Here is a 15,663-nt window from a genome sequence, read left to right as displayed (position 1 = left end):
CGGATCAGCCGATTCCGGGGATGAGGGAGATGAGCAGGTCGAGGAGTTTGATGCCGATGAAGGGGGCGATCAGGCCGCCGAGCCCGTAGAGGCCGAGGTTGCGCCGCAGCATCGCGTCGGCGCCTGCGGGCCGGTAACGGACGCCCTTCAGGGCCAGGGGGACGAGCACCACGATGATCAGCGCGTTGAAGACGACGGCCGAGAGGATCGCGGACTCGGGCGAGGCGAGACGCATGATGTTGAGGCGGTCCAGCGACGGGTAGGCCACGGCGAACATGGCCGGGATGATCGCGAAGTACTTCGCGACATCGTTGGCGATGGAGAACGTGGTCAGGGCGCCCCGGGTGATCAGGAGCTGCTTGCCGATCCGGACGATCTCGATGAGCTTGGTGGGGTCGGAGTCCAGGTCGACCATGTTCCCGGCCTCCTTGGCGGCCGAGGTGCCGGTGTTCATCGCGACGCCGACATCGGCCTGGGCGAGCGCGGGGGCGTCGTTGGTGCCGTCCCCGGTCATCGCGACCAGCCGTCCGCCGGCCTGCTCCCGCTTGATGAGGGCCATCTTGTCCTCGGGCGTGGCCTCGGCCAGGAAGTCGTCGACGCCCGCCTCCTCGGCGACGGCCCGAGCGGTCAGCGGGTTGTCGCCGGTGATCATCACCGTACGGATGCCCATGCGGCGCAGCTCGCCGAACCGTTCCCGCATCCCTTCCTTCACGACGTCCTTGAGGTGGACGACGCCCAGGACCCGGGTCCCGTGCGCGTCCTCGACGGCCACCAGCAGCGGCGTACCGCCCGCCGCCGCGATCCGGTCCGCGATCTCGCCCGCGTCACCGGGCACCTCGCCGCCCCGGCTCCGCACCCAGGCGGTCACGGACCGGGCCGCGCCCTTGCGGACCCGGCGGCCGTCCAGGTCCACCCCGGACATCCGGGTCCGGGCGGTGAAGGCGATCCACTCCGCGCCGTCCGCCCGCGCCTCCGGCCCGTACGGCCCGTGGCGCTCGTCCGCGAGGGCGACGACCGACCGGCCCTCCGGGGTCTCGTCGGCGAGCGAGGAGAGGCGCGCGGCCCCGGCGAGCTCCGCCTCGCCCGCCCCCGCCACCGGGACGAACGCGGCCGCCTGCCGGTTGCCGAGGGTGATGGTGCCGGTCTTGTCGAGGAGCAGCGTCGACACGTCGCCCGCCGCCTCGACCGCGCGTCCCGACATGGCCAGCACGTTGCGCTGGACGAGGCGGTCCATGCCCGCGATGCCGATGGCGGAGAGCAGGGCGCCGATGGTGGTGGGGATCAGACAGACCAGCAGGGCCGTCAGCACGATCAGCGACTGCTCGGCGCCCGCGTACACCGCGAACGGCTGGAGCGAGACGACGGCCAGGAGGAAGACGATGGTGAGGGAGGCCAGCAGGATGTTCAGGGCGATCTCGTTGGGCGTCCGCTGCCGTGCCGCGCCCTCCACCAGGCCGATCATCCGGTCGATGAACGTCTCCCCCGGCTTGGTGGTGATCCTGATGACGACGCGGTCGGAGAGCACCCTCGTACCACCGGTGACGGCCGAGCGGTCGCCGCCGGACTCCCGGATGACCGGTGCCGATTCGCCGGTGATGGCGGACTCGTCCACGGAGGCGACGCCTTCCACCACATCGCCGTCCCCGGGGACGGTGTCCCCGGCCTCGCAGACCACCAGGTCCCCGATGCGCAGCTCCGTCCCGGCGACCCGTTCCTCACCGGAACCAGAGCCGGCGACGGAGCCGGACCCTGAACCGGCGCCGGTGACGCGGCGGGCGACGGTGTCGGTCCTGGCCCGGCGCAGGGTCTCGGCCTGCGCCCTCCCCCGCCCCTCCGCGACCGCCTCCGCCAGATTGGCGAAAAGCGTGGTGAGCCAGAGCCAGCCGGTGATCGCCCAGCCGAACCAGTCGCCCGGCTCCAGCGCCGCGAGCACGGTGGTGAGCACCGAGCCGGTCAGGACGACGAACATCACCGGGGACTTCACCATCACCCGGGGGTCCAGCTTGCGTACCGCGTCGGGCAGGGACCGGAGCATCAGCCGGACGTCGAGGCTGCCGGAGCCGGCGCGGGTCCCGGCGGGCCCGTGATCGGCCTGCGGCGCCTGTCGCGCCGTACGGGGGTCGGTGAGCGTGCTCATGACGCGAGCCCTTCAGCCAGCGGGCCCAGTGCCAGGGCCGGGAAGTAGGTGAGACCGGTGACGATGAGGATCGTGGCGAGGAGCACCCCGCTGAAGAGCGGCCTGTGGGTGCTGAGGGTGCCGGTGGTGACGGGGACGGACCTCTGTTCGGCCAGTGAGCCGGCCAGGGCCAGGACGAGGACGATCGGCAGGAAGCGGCCGAGCAGCATCGCGATGCCGAGGGTGGTGTTGAACCACGGGGTGTCGGCGGCCAGCCCGGCGAAGGCGGAGCCGTTGTTGTTGGCGGCCGAGGTGTAGGCGTAGAGGATCTCGGAGAAGCCGTGCGGCCCCGTGTTCGTCATCGAGTGGCGGGCGGTGGGCAGAGCCATGGCCACGGCGGTGAGGCCGAGGACGAGCGCCGGGGTGACGAGGAGGTAGCAGGCGGCGAGCTTGATCTCCCGGATGCCGATCTTCTTGCCCAGGTACTCCGGGGTCCGGCCGACCATCAGACCGGCGATGAACACCGCGATGACCGCCATGATCAGCATGCCGTAGAGACCGGAGCCGACCCCGCCGGGGGCGACCTCGCCGAGCTGCATGCCCAGCATCGTGATGCCGCCGCCGAACCCGGTGTACGAGGAGTGGAAGGAGTTCACCGCTCCGGTCGAGGTCAGCGTCGTGGCGACCGCGAAGAGCGCCGAGCCGGCGATCCCGAAGCGGGTCTCCTTGCCCTCCATGGCACCGCCCGCGATCTCGAAGGCCTCTCCCCGGTGGGCGGATTCGGTCCACAGCATCAGCGCCGTGAAGCCGGTCCAGATGACCGCCATCGTGGCGAGGAGCGCGTACCCCTGCTTCAGCGAACCGGCCATCCGGCCGAAGGTGCGGGTCAGCGCGGTCGGGATGAGCAGGATGAGGAAGATCTGGAACAGGTTGGAGAGCGGTGTGGGGTTCTCGAAGGGGTGGGCGGAGTTGGCGTTGAAGTAGCCGCCGCCGTTGGTACCCAGCTCTTTGATGGCCTCCTGCGAGGCGACCGCGCCGCCGTTCCATTGCTGGGTGGTGCCGAGGAACTGGCCGACGCCATGGATGCCGGAGAAGGTCTGGACGGCCCCGCAGACGACCAGGACCAGGGCGCCGGCCACGGATATCGGCAGCAGGACGCGTACGGTGCCGCGCACCAGGTCGGTCCAGAAGTTGCCGAGCTCCCCGGTGCGGGTCCGGGCGAAGCCGCGTACGAGGGCCACGGCGACGGCCATGCCCACGGCGGCGGAGACGAAGTTCTGCACCGCCAGGCCGCCGGTCTGCACCACGTGGCCCATGGCCTGTTCACCGGCGTACGACTGCCAGTTGGTGTTGGTGACGAAGGAGGCGGCGGTGTTGAACGCCTGGTCGGGGTCGATCGAGGCGAAGCCCAGGGAGCCGGGCAGGAGCCCCTGCGCCCGCTGGAGCGCGTAGAGGAGCAGGACGCCGACGAAGGAGAGGGCGAGGACCGCGCGCAGATAGGCGGGCCATCGCATCTCGGCGGACGGGTCGGCGCCGATGGCCCGGTAGATCCACCTCTCGGCCCGCAGGTGGCGGGTGGAGGTGTAGACCCGGGCCATGTGGTCGCCGAGGGGACGGTAGGCCAGGGCCAGCGCCGCGACGAGGGCGAGCAGCTGGAGCAGACCGGCGAGGACGGGGCTCATGTCGGGCTCAGAACCTCTCCGGGCGCAGGAGGGCGAGGACGAGGTAGCCCAGCAGGGCGACGGCCACGATCAGGCCGACGGTGTTCTCGGCGGTCACAGCTTGCCCACCGCTCGGGCGATGAGGGCCACCAGCGCGAAGACCGCGATCGTGGTGGCGACGAAGGCCAGGTCGGCCATCGTGTGCTCCTAGGGAGGTTCGGTTTCTCGGACCCCCTGAGCAAACCGCCGAGAACGGCTCCCACCAGCGGCGTTGACAGTCTCCTTACGGCAGCGGCCCGGCTCTTGATGTTCCTCGTACGTGCCCGATACGCGCCCCATACGCGCCCTCGGCCGGCGGACCGGGCCGGGCCGGGACGGGACGGGAGACGCGGAAAGGCCGGTGGGCCGCACCCCGGGAAGGGGTGCGGCCCACCGGCCGCGATGCTGTGGTGACGTACCGCTCTGTACCGCTAGCGGACCTCGGTGATCTCCGGTCCGCGCTGGAGCTGGCCCATGCCGCCGGAGAACTTCGAGCCCTCCTGCTCCTCCTGCTGGACACCCTCGGGCACCATCTGGGCATCGTTGGGGAGCTTCAGGACGATCGGGTCGCGGGGGGCCATCGGGCCCTCCCCGCGGACCACCACGGTGTCCCGGAAGATCGTCTCCAGCAGGCCCGCGGCCTCCGGCTGGACCGCGCCCTGGCCCGAGATGACCCCGCGCAGGAACCAGCGGGGGCCGTCGACGCCGACGAACCGCACCAGCTGGACACCGTTGGTGCCGTCCGGGAGCTGTACGGGGACCTGCGCGCGCAGCTCCCAGCCCAGCGGGCCCTCGACCTCGTCGATGATGCCGCCCTGCTGGGTGATGCCGGAGGCGATCTCCTCACGGACCTCGCCCCAGATGCCCTGCCGCTTGGGGGCCGCGAAGGCCTGCAGCTGGACCGCGCTGTCGCGGAGCACGACGGTGGCGGCGACGATCGCGTCCCCGGCCACCTCTACGCGCAGCTCCATGCCCTCGACACCGGGCACGAAGATGCCGCCCAGGTCGACCCGGCCCTCGCCGGGCTGGGAGACCTCGGAGATGTCCCAGGGTCCGTCCGGCCGGGGGGCCGGCGGAAGATTCGTCCGCCGGGCGCCTGCGGCGGCCCCGTCGGTGCCCTCGTCGGCGACCTGCTCGGTCTCGCGCACCTCGTCCGCCGCGTCCTCGGCGGAACCACTCTTCTTGCGACGTCCGAACACGTCACTGTCCTTCCCGGTCGGATACGACCGAAGCGTAGCTGTTCCCACCGTGGGTGATCCCGCCCTCGGCGACGTCCACCGACGCATGGCCGCCGGTGGACCCGAAGCCCCCTTCGGCCCGCGCCGAGCCGGGAAGTTCCGCCACCTCGTGGAAGCGCACCTTCTCGACCTGCTGGACAACCAGTTGGGCAATCCGGTCGAACCGTTCGAATCGCACGCTCTCGCGCGGATCGAGGTTGACCACGATCACCTTGATCTCCCCACGGTACCCGGCATCCACCGTCCCTGGGGCATTCACGAGGGCCACTCCGCAGCGGGCCGCGAGGCCGGAGCGGGGGTGCACGAAGGCGGCGTACCCGTCGGGCAGCGCGATCGAGACGCCGGTGGGCAGCACCACGCGCTCGCCGGGGGCGAGTTCGGCGGCCTCGGTGGTCACCAGGTCGGCCCCGGCATCCCCCGGGTGTCCGTACGCCGGAATCGGTACGTCCGGGTCGAGGAGGCGGATCAGTACGTCGACGGGGCTGCGCATCAGGGGTTCACCTCGAAGGCTCGGGCACGCTTGACCTGGTCCGGGTCGGCCATGGCTGCCTGGATCTCGGCGGGCCGCCCGTTCTCGATGAAGTGGTCCACCTTGACCTCGATGAAGAGGGCATCGGCCCGGACCGCGACGGGGCCCTCGGGGCCGCCGATCCGGCCGGTGGCCGTGGAGTAGATCTTCCGGCCGTGCACGGCGGTGATGCGGGCGTCCAGGTGCAGCACGGTGTCCACCGGCACGGGGCGCACGAAGTCGGTCTCCAGCCGGCCGGTCACCGCGATCGTGCGCAGCAGCCAGTTCAGCGAGCCGAGCGTCTCGTCCAGCGCGGTGGCGAGCACGCCGCCGTGGGCGAGGCCGGGGGCGCCCTGGTGGGCGGGCCTGACGGTGAACTCGGCGGTCACGCTCACGCCTTCACCGGCCCGGGCCTGGAGGTGCAGGCCGTGGGGCTGTCCCTCACCGCAGCCGAAACAGTGCTCGTAGTGCGCGCCGAGGAGCTCCCCGGGGGCGGGGGCGTCAGGGTGCCGGACCGGCGCGACGGCGTCGGCCGGAGGTGTCAGAGCTGCTGATGTTCCACTCACAGGCGCAGACCTTACCCGCGCGGCGGTGTGCCGGTCGCGCCGTGCCAAGCTTGGCTCCATGCAGCCTTCCGCACCGCCCTTCGACGAACGTCTCACCGCGCCCCGTTCCTGGTGGTTCATCGCCTTCGGGGTCGGTGTCGCCTGTGCGCTGATGCTCCTGCCGCTCGGCACCCTGCCGCTGCTCGCCGGGCTGGTCGGCGGTACGGCGGCCGCCGCGGCCGCGGTGAGCAGTTACGGCTCCGCCCGGATCCGGGTGGTGGCCGGGGCACTGGTCGCCGGTGACGCCCGCATTCCGCTCTCCGCGCTCGGGGAGCCCGAGGTGCTGGACGCCGAGGAGGCGCGCGCCTGGCGCACGTACAAGGCGGACGCGCGCGCCTTCATGCTGCTGCGCAGCTATGTGGGGACGGCGGTGCGGGTGGAGGTCACGGACCCGGACGACCCGACTCCGTACGTCTTCCTCTCCACCCGGGACCCGAAGGGCCTGGCGGCGGCGCTGACGGCGGTGCCGACGGCCTGAGGGGCTGTAGGGAGGGCCGGGGTTCAGCCGCCCTCGATCTCCTTGGGCAGCACGACCGGTACGGCGGGCCGCTCCAGCGGGGGCAGCTCGGGGAGCCGGTCCCAGGGGATCTGCTGCTTGCGCAGGTCGTTCCTGATCCGGTCGGCGAGCTTGCGGGTGTCGCGGCGGTTCATCGTGGCGCCGACGGCGGCGCCGATCATGAACGGGATCAGGTTGGGCAGATTGCGCGCCATGCGCTTGGTGATCTGCTGGCGCAGCTCGCGCTTCATCTGGCCGCCCAGGGCCGCGTTGAGCGTGGTGGGCCGGGTGACGTCGATGCCGCGCTCCTCCGTCCACGACGTCAGATACGCGGTGGAGCGCTGGGCCAGGTTGCCCGGCGGGCGGAGGCCGTAGACCTCGTGGAGCTCGGCGACGAGCTTCATCTCGATCGCGGCGACGCCGGTGACCTCGGCCGCCAGCTCGGCGAGCATGGCGGGCGGTACGGGCAGCATGGCGGCCGCGCCGATGCCCGCGCCGACGGTGGCACTGGCCCGGCTCGCGCCCGCCACGAGCTTGTCGGCGAGCTCGTCGGGCCCGAGGCCCGGGAACTGCTCGCGCAGGGTGGCGAGATCGCGCACCGGGACGCGGGGAGCCGTTTCGATGATCCGGTCGGCCAGCTGGCCGGCCAGGGCACGGGCGCTCTCCCCGCTCCTGCGCACCCCCCGTTTCACTGCGTGCAGGCGGCCCGCCCCGGTCATGGGCTCCGCCTGGTCCTGCTCTTCGCTCCGGTCCGGCAGGCCCGCCGCCCCCGCCACTTCGAGCGAGGCCGAACGGCCCCGCTCGTCGTCGGAGAAACCGGAAACACCGGAGGGGTCCGGCAGAGCGGCGGACCGCTCGGCAGACGGGCTGACGCCTGCTGCCGGGCCTGTGCCGCCCTCGTTCGCCTCCGGTCCGTGCCGGCGCCAGGGGCGCCGCTTCCGGAACGGTGTGTCGCCTGCCACGGCCGACCCGACCTCAGTCGCAGTCGCGGCAGATGGGCTGACCGTTCTTCTCGCGGGCCAGCTGGCTGCGGTGGTGCACCAGGAAGCAGCTCATGCAGGTGAACTCGTCGGCCTGCTTGGGCAGGACCCGGACGGCCAGCTCCTCGTTGGAGAGGTCCGCACCGGGCAGTTCGAGGCCTTCGGCGGCGTCGAACTCGTCGACGTCGACGGCGGAGGCCGTCTTGTCGCTCCGACGAGCCTTGAGCTCTTCGAGGCTGTCCTGGTCCACGTCGTCGTCGGTCTTGCGTGGGGTGTCGTAATCCGTTGCCATGTCGCTCTCCCCCTCTTGGGTGTCTGCGGGTGTCTCAGCGCACGTAACGCGTGAGAGGCCGGACTTGTGCCCGACCTGAGGCGGAGATTTTGCCTCACATCAAGGTCTGTTACTCAATCGACACCCAACCGGCCGCCTCGGCGAGGCTCGGCTTGGGTGGCGATGGGGACCGTACACGGTCCCGACTGCGCAGTTCACAGGCGCCACCCCGTGTACTTCCCGTGATAACCCCCTCCGAAAACCCGGACGATTACCGGCTTTCCGAACGGTGTGCGATCACGGAGAGTAGACGGCCCGAAAACGGGCCCTGTGATCGATCACACACGACCCGCCCGGGAACGGGTCCTGAAAATTCCGCCCAAAGCGAACATGAAGATTCGGTGCAGAGTCACACCGTGCAGCCTCTCAGACCGGCAGGGTGACGCGCATCACGAGACCGCCGCCTTCGCGGGGCTCCGCGATGATACGGCCTCCGTGGGCCCGCGCGACGGACCGTGCGATCGACAGGCCGAGTCCGACCCCCTTGTCGCTGCCCGTACGCTCCGTACGCAGCCGCCGGAACGGCTCGAAGAGGTTGTCGATCTCGTACGCCGGCACCACAGGACCTGTGTTCGAGACGACCAGCAGGGCCTGGCCGGGCTGGAGGGAGGTGGTGACCTCCACCCAGCCGTCCTCGTCCACGTTGTAGCGCACGGCGTTCTGTACGAGGTTCAGCGCGATCCGCTCCAGCAGGACCCCGTTGCCCTGGACGACGGCGGCCGACCGCTCGCCCCGGATCTCGACCTTCCGCTCCATCGCCTCCGCCCGTGCCTGGTCGATGGCGCGGTCGGCGACCTCGGCGAGGTCGACCGGTTTGCGCTCCACGATCTGGTTGTCGCTGCGGGCCAGCAGCAGGAGGCCCTCGACCAGCTGCTCACTGCGTTCGTTGGTGGCCAGCAGCGTCTTGCCGAGCTGCTGGAGCTCCGGTGGTGCCTCCGGATCGGAGAGATGGACCTCCAGCAGCGTGCGGTTGATCGCCAGCGGGGTCCGCAGCTCGTGCGAGGCGTTGCCGACGAACCGCTGCTGCGCGGTGAACGCCCGCTCCAGCCGGTCCAGCATGTCGTCGAAGGTGTCCGCGAGCTCCTTCAGCTCGTCGTCCGGCCCGTCCAGCTCGATCCGCCGGGTCAGGTCGGTGCCCGCCACCCTGCGCGCGGTGCGGGTGATCCGGCCGAGCGGGGACAGGACGCGTCCGGCCATGGCGTAGCCGAAGGCGAACGCGATCACGCTGAGGCCGACCAGGGCGAGGAGGGAGCGGTTGAGCAGGGTGTCCAGAGCCTGCTGGCGCTGCTCCCCGTTGCACGCCTTGAGCGCGGCGTTCGCCTCGTCCGCCGAGAGGCCCGGGGTGAGGGCGGGACAGGCGTTGTTGGTGAGCTGGATCTTGCTTTCGGGCAGCAGCTTGAACGGCAGCTCATTGCCCATGTGCAGCCCCTGCGCGGCCAGCATGTAGATGATCGAGAGCAGCAGGATGCCCGCGATCAGGAACATCCCGCCGTACAGCAGCGTGAGCCGTATCCGGATGGTCGGGCGCAGCCAGGGGTACGGGGGCTCCTGCTGCTTGGGCTCCCAGGTGGGCTTCGGGGGCGCCGTGGGGGGCGGCGGTGTGGCGGCCATGGTCCTCAGATCCGGTATCCGGAGCCCGGCACGGTGACGATGACGGGCGGTTCGCCGAGCTTGCGGCGGAGCGTCATGACCGTGACCCGCACCACGTTGGTGAAGGGGTCGGTGTTCTCGTCCCAGGCCTTCTCCAGCAGCTGCTCCGCCGAGACGACGGCGCCCTCGCTGCGCATCAGGACCTCCAGCACCGCGAACTCCTTGGGGGCGAGCTGGATCTCCACCTCGTCCCGGAAGACCTCGCGGCGGTTCGGGTCGAGTTTGATGCCGGCCCGCTCCAGGACCGGGGGCAGCGCCACCGTCGTACGGCGGCCCAGCGCGCGGACCCGGGCGGTCAGCTCGCTGAAGGCGAAGGGTTTGGGGAGGTAGTCGTCGGCGCCCAGCTCCAGGCCCTCGACCCGGTCGCTGACGTCACCGGAGGCGGTGAGCATGAGCACGCGGGTGGGCATGCCGAGCTCCACGATCTTGCGGCAGACGTCGTCGCCGTGCACCACCGGGAGGTCCCGGTCCAGCACGACGACGTCGTAGTCGTTGACCCCGATGCGCTCCAGAGCCGCGGCACCGTCGTAGACGACGTCGACGGCCATGGCCTCCCGGCGCAGTCCGGTGGCCACCGCATCGGCGAGCAGCTGCTCGTCCTCGACGACGAGTACGCGCACAGCGCAGTCCTTCCCTAGGTCCTTCTACGGGTTCACACAGCGAACGGCCCCCAGGGGAGGTCGACCGTGTGCGTCCATCCTGCCCGCAACGCGTATAAACCGGCGGTAAGACGGCGCTCGGGCCGATGGGACCCGGGGAATGCGGCGGAATTACCGGTCAGTTGAGGTTTCTCTGAGACTGCGTATGGGGATGAGGGGTTCACACCCGCGATCACGCCCGGCCCATGGCATGCCACGGCCCCGCTCCGTATCCCCGGAGAAGCGGCGAGATCACCCGCCCCTCCGGCTCCCCTGCCGGAGGAATCCCGGGCACACCCCCGTGCCACCGACCCACGATGAGGGGGCGCATCATGGACGCTTTCACCGCAGGTCTGCTGCAACGCATCAAGAGCACCGAGTCCGACCTCACGCGGGCTCGCGAGGACGGCGACGACTTCCTGGCGGATGTCGAGCAGGGCGAGCTGGACGACCTGCACCGCCTCGCGGCCGAGCACGGCGTGGAAATCGGCGCCACAAGCGTCTGAGCCGTACGACAGAGGGCCCCGGATACCGGCAACGGCATCCGGGGCCCTCTGCTGTGCCCTGCGGCCCCACAGCTCCCACCAGGGCCTTCGGCGTCAGTCGTGCCAGGCGCCCAGCTCGTCGAGCGCGGCCTGGAGCGGCTCGAAGACGCCGGGGGTGGCCGCCACCGTGAGGTCGCCGTCGGCCGGGAGCCCCGGGCGGCCGCCGGTCAGCGCGCCCGCCTCCCGCGCGATCAGGTCGCCCGCGGCCAGGTCCCAGGGGTGCAGCCCGCGCTCGTAGTAGCCGTCCAGCCGCCCCGCCGCCACGTCGCAGAGGTCGACGGCGGCCGAACCGCTGCGCCGGATGTCCCGGAGCCTGGGGATCAGCTGCTGGGCCACGTCCGCCTGGTGGCTGCGGACCTTGCTGACGTAGTTGAAGCCGGTCGAGACGAGCGCCTGGTCCAGCGGCGGGGCGGGGCGGCAGCGCAGCGCGTTGCCGTTCGCGTACGCGCCACCGCCCAGGACCGCCTGGTAGGTCTCCCGGCGCATCGGGGCCTCGACGACGCCCACGACCCGCTCGCCGTCGCGCTCGGCGGCGATGGAGACCGCCCAGGTCGGCAGGCCGTACAGGTAGTTCACGGTGCCGTCCAGCGGGTCGATGACCCAGCGGATGCCGGTGGAGCCCGGGGAGCTGGCCCCCTCCTCGCCGAGGAAGCCGTCGTCGGGGCGAAAGTCGGAGAGGTAGCCGGTGATCAGCTTCTCGGCGGCGATGTCCATCTCGGTGACCACGTCGATGGGGCTGGACTTGGTCGCGGCCACCCCCAGGTCGGCGGGGCGGCCGTCGCGCAGCAGGGCTCCGGCGCGGCGCGCGGCCTCCAGGGCGAGGTCCAGCAGCTCGGACAGGGCGGGGTCGGTCACGGGGGCTCCCAGGGGACTCGACGGAAACAGGGGCTTTGCGCGGACGGCGGGGGTCTCTGCACGTACGGCAGCGGCTCTGCGCGTGACTGCGTACGGCAGCGGCTTCACGCGTAACTGCGTACGGCAGCGGCGTTACGCGTACGGGCTGTCGGCGCCCGCCGCCGCGGGCTTGGGGGCCCTGGCCGGGCAGCAGCCGACCGGACAGAGGTCGTGGGACGGGCCGAGGGACCCCAGCACGCAGGGCTTCACCGCACTCCCCCGCTCACGCGCCGCGCGCTCCAGGACCAGATCCCGTACGGCGGCGGCGAAGCGCGGGTCGTCGCCCACCGTCGCGGACCGGCGGACCGGCAGCCCCAGCTCGGCGGCCTTCGCGGTGGCCTCGGTGTCGAGGTCGTACAGGACCTCCATGTGGTCCGAGACGAAGCCGATGGGCGCCATCACGACCGCGGGGACGCCTTCGCCGTGGAGGGTCTCCAGGTGGTCGCAGATGTCGGGCTCCAGCCACGGGATGTGCGGGGCGCCGCTGCGGGACTGGTAGACGAGCTGCCAGGGGTGGTCGACGCCGGTCGCCTCGCGCACCGCCTCCACGATCAGCCGGGCGACGTCCAGGTGCTCCGCGACGTATGCCCCGCCCTCGCCGTGCGCCTCCATGGGCCCCGAGGCGTCGGCGGCCGAGGTCGGGATGGAGTGCGTGGTGAAGGCGAGGTGGGCGCCCGCGCGGACGTCGTCGGGGAGGTCGGCGAGGGAGGCGAGCACTCCGTCGACCATGGGCTCCACGAAGCCGGGGTGGTTGAAGTAGTGGCGCAGCTTGTCCACGCGCGGCACGTCGAGGCCCTCCGCCTCCAGGGCGGACAGCGACTCGGCGAGGTTCTCGCGGTACTGGCGGCAGCCCGAGTACGAGGCGTAGGCGCTGGTGGCGAGGACGGCGATCCGGCGGTGCCCGTCGGCGGTCATCTCGCGCAGGGTGTCGGTCAGGTACGGCGCCCAGTTGCGGTTGCCCCAGTAGACCGGCAGGTCAAGGCCGTGGTCGGCGAAGTCCTTGCGGAGGGCGTCCAGCAGCGCGCGATTCTGGGCGTTGATCGGGCTGACCCCGCCGAAGAGGAAGTAGTGCTGCCCGACCTCCTTGAGCCGTTCCTCGGGGATGCCCCGGCCGCGGGTCACGTTCGCCAGGAACGGGACCACGTCGTCCGGGCCCTCGGGACCGCCGAAGGAGAGCAGCAGCAGGGCGTCGTAGGGAGCGGGATCGCGCAGATCGGACATGGCATCGATCCTGCCACCCGCCGCCGACAGCGCGGCAACCGACATCCGACGCCCCGTCGGCAAGAGCCGGAACCCTTGTCGGACGTACGCCCGTTCCGTGCCCCCGGACGCTCCGGAATCCGGTGTCCAGCGCCGCCGCCCGGCCGTAAGCTGTATCAGCCCGCTACACGCATGACAGGCACGACCGGAGTACCCCCTTGCCCAGCCCCTACCGCGCCATCTTCACCGCCCCCGGCACCAAGGGGTTCTCCGCCGCAGGCTTCTTCGGGCGGATGCCGCTGTCCATGATGGGCATCGGCGTCGTGACCATGATCTCCCAGCTGACCGGCCGCTACGGGCTGGCCGGGGCGCTCACCGCGACCCTCGCCATGGCGGCCGCGGTCTTCGGCCCGCAGGTCTCGCGCCTGGTCGACCGGTACGGGCAGCGTCGGGTGCTGCGCCCTGCCACCCTGGCCTCGGTGGCGGCGGTGGCGGGGCTGCTGATCTGCGCCCAGCAGGGGGCGCCGGACTGGACGCTGTTCGTCTTCGCGGCGGGCGCGGGCTGTGTGCCGAGCGTCGGGTCGATGGTCCGGGCCCGCTGGGCGGCGATCTACCGGGGTTCCAGCCGTGAGCTGCACACGGCGTACTCCTGGGAGTCGATCGTCGACGAGGTGTGCTTCATCTTCGGGCCGATCATCTCGATCGGGCTCTCCACCGCCTGGTTCCCGGAGGCCGGTCCGCTGATCGCCGCCGCGTTCCTGCTGGTCGGGGTCTTCTGGCTGACCGCCCAGCGCGCCACCGAACCGATCCCGCACCCCAAGTCCCAGCACACCGGCGGCTCGGCGCTGCGCTCGCCGGGCCTCCAGGTCCTGGTGATCACCTTCGTGGCGACGGGCGCGATCTTCGGGGCCGTCGACGTGGTGACCGTGGCCTTCGCCGAGGAGAGCGGCCACAAGGCCGCGGCCTCCCTCGTGCTGGCCGTCTACGCGCTCGGCTCCTGCCTGGCGGGGGCAGTCTTCGGGCTGCTGCACCTGAAGGGGAAGCCCGCGACGAGGTGGCTGGTGGGTGTCTGCGCGATGGCCGTGAGTATGATCCCCCTCCAACTGGCCGGGAACCTTGCGTTGCTGGCCGTGGCGCTCTTTGTCGCGGGCCTCGCCATCGCACCGACGATGGTCACCACCATGGCCCTCGTCGAAGCGCACGTACCGCGCACCAAGCTGACCGAGGGCATGACCTGGACCAGTACCGGGCTCGCGGTCGGAGTGGCGCTCGGCTCCTCGGCCGCCGGCTGGGTGGTCGACGCCGCCGGGGCGAAGGCGGGGTACGCGGTGCCCGCCATGGCGGGAGCGCTCGCGGCGGCGGTGGCGTTCCTGGGGTATCGCCGGCTGGCGAAGCCGGTTCCTACGGGAGGGCGCGGGGAAGATGACCGAGACCTACGCACGGACGACGACGAACGCGTGGCGTAACTGGGCGGGGACCGTCACCGCCCGGCCTGCCAGGACCGAGTCCCCCGCATCCGTGGACGAGCTCGTCGACGTACTGCGCCGGGCGCACGCGGACGGCCTCACGGTGAAGCCGGTCGGCACGGGCCACTCCTTCACGGCCACCGCCGCCACCGACGGCGTGCTGATACGCCCTGACCTGCTCACCGGCATCCGGGACATCGACCGCAAGGCGATGACCGTCACCGTGGAGGCGGGCACTCCGCTCAAGCGCCTCAACACCGCGCTCGCCCGTGAGGGGCTCTCGCTCACGAACATGGGCGACATCATGGAGCAGACCATCGCCGGGGCGACCTCCACCGGGACGCACGGCACCGGCCGCGACTCGGCGTCGATATCCGCCCAGATCCGCGCCCTGGAGCTGGTCACCGCCGACGGCACCGTGCTGGTCTGCTCGGAGCAGGAGAACCCGGAGGTGTTCGCCGCCGCCCGGGTCGGGCTCGGCGCCCTCGGGGTGATCACCGCCGTCACCCTCGCCGTGGAGCCGGTCTTCCTGCTGACCGCCCGTGAGGAGCCGATGACCTTCGACCGGGTGACTGGCGACTTCGACCAGCTGGTCGCCGAGAACGAGCACTTCGAGTTCTACTGGTTCCCGCACACCGGCAACTGCAACACCAAGCGCAACAACCGCAGCGCGGGCCCGGCCGCCCCGCCCGGCAGGGTGAGCAGCTGGATCGACGACGAGCTGCTCTCCAACGGCATCTTCCAGGTGGCCTGTTCGGTCGGGCGGGCGGTCCCGGCGACCATCCCCTCCATCGCCAAGCTCTCCAGCCGCGCCCTCTCGGCCCGGACCTACACCGACATCCCGTACAAGGTGTTCACCAGCCCGCGCCGGGTGAAGTTCGTGGAGATGGAGTACGCCGTTCCGCGCGAGCAGGCCGTGGCGGCGCTGCGGGAGCTGAAGGCGATGGTGGAGCGCTCACCGCTGAAGGTCAGCTTCCCGGTCGAGGTGCGCACCGCGCCCGCCGACGACATGGCCCTCTCGACGGCCTCGGGCCGCGACAGCGCGTACATCGCCGTCCACCTCTACAAGGGCACGCCCCACCGCTCGTACTTCACGGCGGTGGAGCGGATCATGACCGCGCACGCGGGCCGCCCGCACTGGGGCAAGATCCACACCCGGGACGCGGCCTATCTGGCGGAGGTCTACCCGCGCTTCGGCGAGTTCACCGCGCTGCGCGACCGACTCGACCCGGACCGGATGTTCGGCAACGACTACCTGCGGCGCGTCCTCGGCGACTGAGCCCCGGTCACGCCATC

Annotated in this window: 16 protein-coding genes; 4 read left to right on the top strand and 12 right to left on the bottom strand. The window is 71.6% G+C overall.

Annotated features, from left to right (window positions below; genetic code table 11):
* Positions 1-4 precede the first annotated feature (4 nt).
* The 6 genes from kdpB to GTY67_RS27395 all read right to left on the bottom strand — a co-directional run bounded on the left by kdpB (position 5) and on the right by GTY67_RS27395 (position 6,128).
* Complete coding sequence (gene kdpB / locus GTY67_RS27420; RefSeq protein WP_161280620.1) at positions 5-2,137, bottom strand: potassium-transporting ATPase subunit KdpB; 2,133 nt, start codon at positions 2,135-2,137, stop codon at positions 5-7.
* Positions 2,134-3,798 (bottom strand): potassium-transporting ATPase subunit KdpA, encoded by a 1,665-nt coding sequence (gene kdpA, locus GTY67_RS27415; RefSeq protein WP_161280619.1) that lies wholly within the window; start codon positions 3,796-3,798, stop codon positions 2,134-2,136. The genes kdpB and kdpA overlap by 4 nt, the downstream gene beginning before the upstream one ends.
* Positions 3,799-3,805: 7 nt before the next feature.
* Positions 3,806-3,895 carry a K(+)-transporting ATPase subunit F gene (gene kdpF, locus GTY67_RS27410; RefSeq protein ID WP_093692276.1) on the bottom strand — a complete coding sequence of 30 codons (90 nt, stop codon included), beginning with the start codon at positions 3,893-3,895 and terminating at the stop codon, positions 3,806-3,808.
* Positions 3,896-4,247: 352 nt separating this feature from the next.
* Positions 4,248-5,015: a DUF3710 domain-containing protein gene (locus tag GTY67_RS27405; RefSeq protein WP_093692277.1), complete on the bottom strand. Its 768-nt coding sequence runs from the start codon at positions 5,013-5,015 to the stop codon at positions 4,248-4,250.
* Between the two features lies 1 nt (position 5,016).
* Positions 5,017-5,544 (bottom strand): dUTP diphosphatase, encoded by a 528-nt coding sequence (dut, locus tag GTY67_RS27400; protein WP_018488271.1) that lies wholly within the window; start codon positions 5,542-5,544, stop codon positions 5,017-5,019.
* Entirely contained in the window at positions 5,544-6,128 is a 585-nt protein-coding gene (locus GTY67_RS27395; protein WP_093692278.1) for a PaaI family thioesterase, read from the bottom strand. The genes dut and GTY67_RS27395 overlap by 1 nt, the downstream gene beginning before the upstream one ends.
* A 58-nt stretch (positions 6,129-6,186) precedes the next feature.
* Between GTY67_RS27395 and GTY67_RS27390 the strand changes: the two genes are divergently transcribed.
* The gene (locus tag GTY67_RS27390; RefSeq protein ID WP_161280618.1) at positions 6,187-6,645 is read left to right on the top strand and encodes a DUF3093 domain-containing protein; all 459 of its coding nucleotides are present in this window, start codon (positions 6,187-6,189) and stop codon (positions 6,643-6,645) included.
* A gap of 23 nt (positions 6,646-6,668) precedes the next feature.
* Here GTY67_RS27390 and GTY67_RS27385 read toward each other — a convergent pair whose 3' ends face one another.
* The 4 genes from GTY67_RS27385 to GTY67_RS27370 form a co-directional block, all read right to left on the bottom strand.
* Positions 6,669-7,625, bottom strand: coding sequence for a hypothetical protein (locus tag GTY67_RS27385; protein WP_093692280.1), 957 nt, complete (start codon positions 7,623-7,625; stop codon positions 6,669-6,671).
* A 13-nt stretch (positions 7,626-7,638) separates the two neighbouring features.
* Positions 7,639-7,935 (bottom strand): DUF4193 domain-containing protein, encoded by a 297-nt coding sequence (locus tag GTY67_RS27380; protein ID WP_003965732.1) that lies wholly within the window; start codon positions 7,933-7,935, stop codon positions 7,639-7,641.
* A 405-nt stretch (positions 7,936-8,340) separates the two neighbouring features.
* Entirely contained in the window at positions 8,341-9,585 is a 1,245-nt protein-coding gene (locus GTY67_RS27375) for an ATP-binding protein (RefSeq protein ID WP_093692281.1), read from the bottom strand.
* Positions 9,586-9,590: 5 nt separating this feature from the next.
* Positions 9,591-10,244: a response regulator transcription factor gene (locus tag GTY67_RS27370; protein WP_006128158.1), complete on the bottom strand. Its 654-nt coding sequence runs from the start codon at positions 10,242-10,244 to the stop codon at positions 9,591-9,593.
* A 350-nt stretch (positions 10,245-10,594) separates the two neighbouring features.
* On the opposite strand from GTY67_RS27370, the gene GTY67_RS34695 reads away from it, so the two are divergent.
* Positions 10,595-10,768, top strand: a complete 174-nt coding sequence (locus GTY67_RS34695; RefSeq protein WP_015611953.1) for a hypothetical protein — start codon at positions 10,595-10,597, stop codon at positions 10,766-10,768.
* A 93-nt stretch (positions 10,769-10,861) separates the two neighbouring features.
* On the opposite strand, the gene GTY67_RS27365 is transcribed toward GTY67_RS34695, so the two are convergent.
* Both GTY67_RS27365 and GTY67_RS27360 read right to left on the bottom strand, forming a co-directional pair.
* Positions 10,862-11,662 carry an inositol monophosphatase family protein gene (locus GTY67_RS27365; protein WP_093692282.1) on the bottom strand — a complete coding sequence of 267 codons (801 nt, stop codon included), beginning with the start codon at positions 11,660-11,662 and terminating at the stop codon, positions 10,862-10,864.
* 132 nt (positions 11,663-11,794) lie between these two features.
* Positions 11,795-12,922: a ferrochelatase gene (locus tag GTY67_RS27360; protein WP_161280617.1), complete on the bottom strand. Its 1,128-nt coding sequence runs from the start codon at positions 12,920-12,922 to the stop codon at positions 11,795-11,797.
* A 197-nt stretch (positions 12,923-13,119) separates the two neighbouring features.
* Between GTY67_RS27360 and GTY67_RS27355 the strand changes: the two genes are divergently transcribed.
* Both GTY67_RS27355 and GTY67_RS27350 read left to right on the top strand, forming a co-directional pair.
* The gene (locus GTY67_RS27355) at positions 13,120-14,367 is read left to right on the top strand and encodes an MFS transporter (RefSeq protein WP_161280616.1); all 1,248 of its coding nucleotides are present in this window, start codon (positions 13,120-13,122) and stop codon (positions 14,365-14,367) included.
* A complete protein-coding gene (locus tag GTY67_RS27350) occupies positions 14,324-15,646 on the top strand; it encodes a D-arabinono-1,4-lactone oxidase (RefSeq protein ID WP_161280615.1) in 1,323 nt (440 codons plus the stop codon). The genes GTY67_RS27355 and GTY67_RS27350 overlap by 44 nt, the downstream gene beginning before the upstream one ends.
* Positions 15,647-15,663: the final 17 nt, after the last annotated feature.

Source organism: Streptomyces sp. SID8374 (assembly GCF_009865135.1).
Lineage (GTDB): Bacteria > Actinomycetota > Actinomycetes > Streptomycetales > Streptomycetaceae > Streptomyces.
This window is presented reverse-complemented; position numbering and strand designations above follow the sequence as displayed.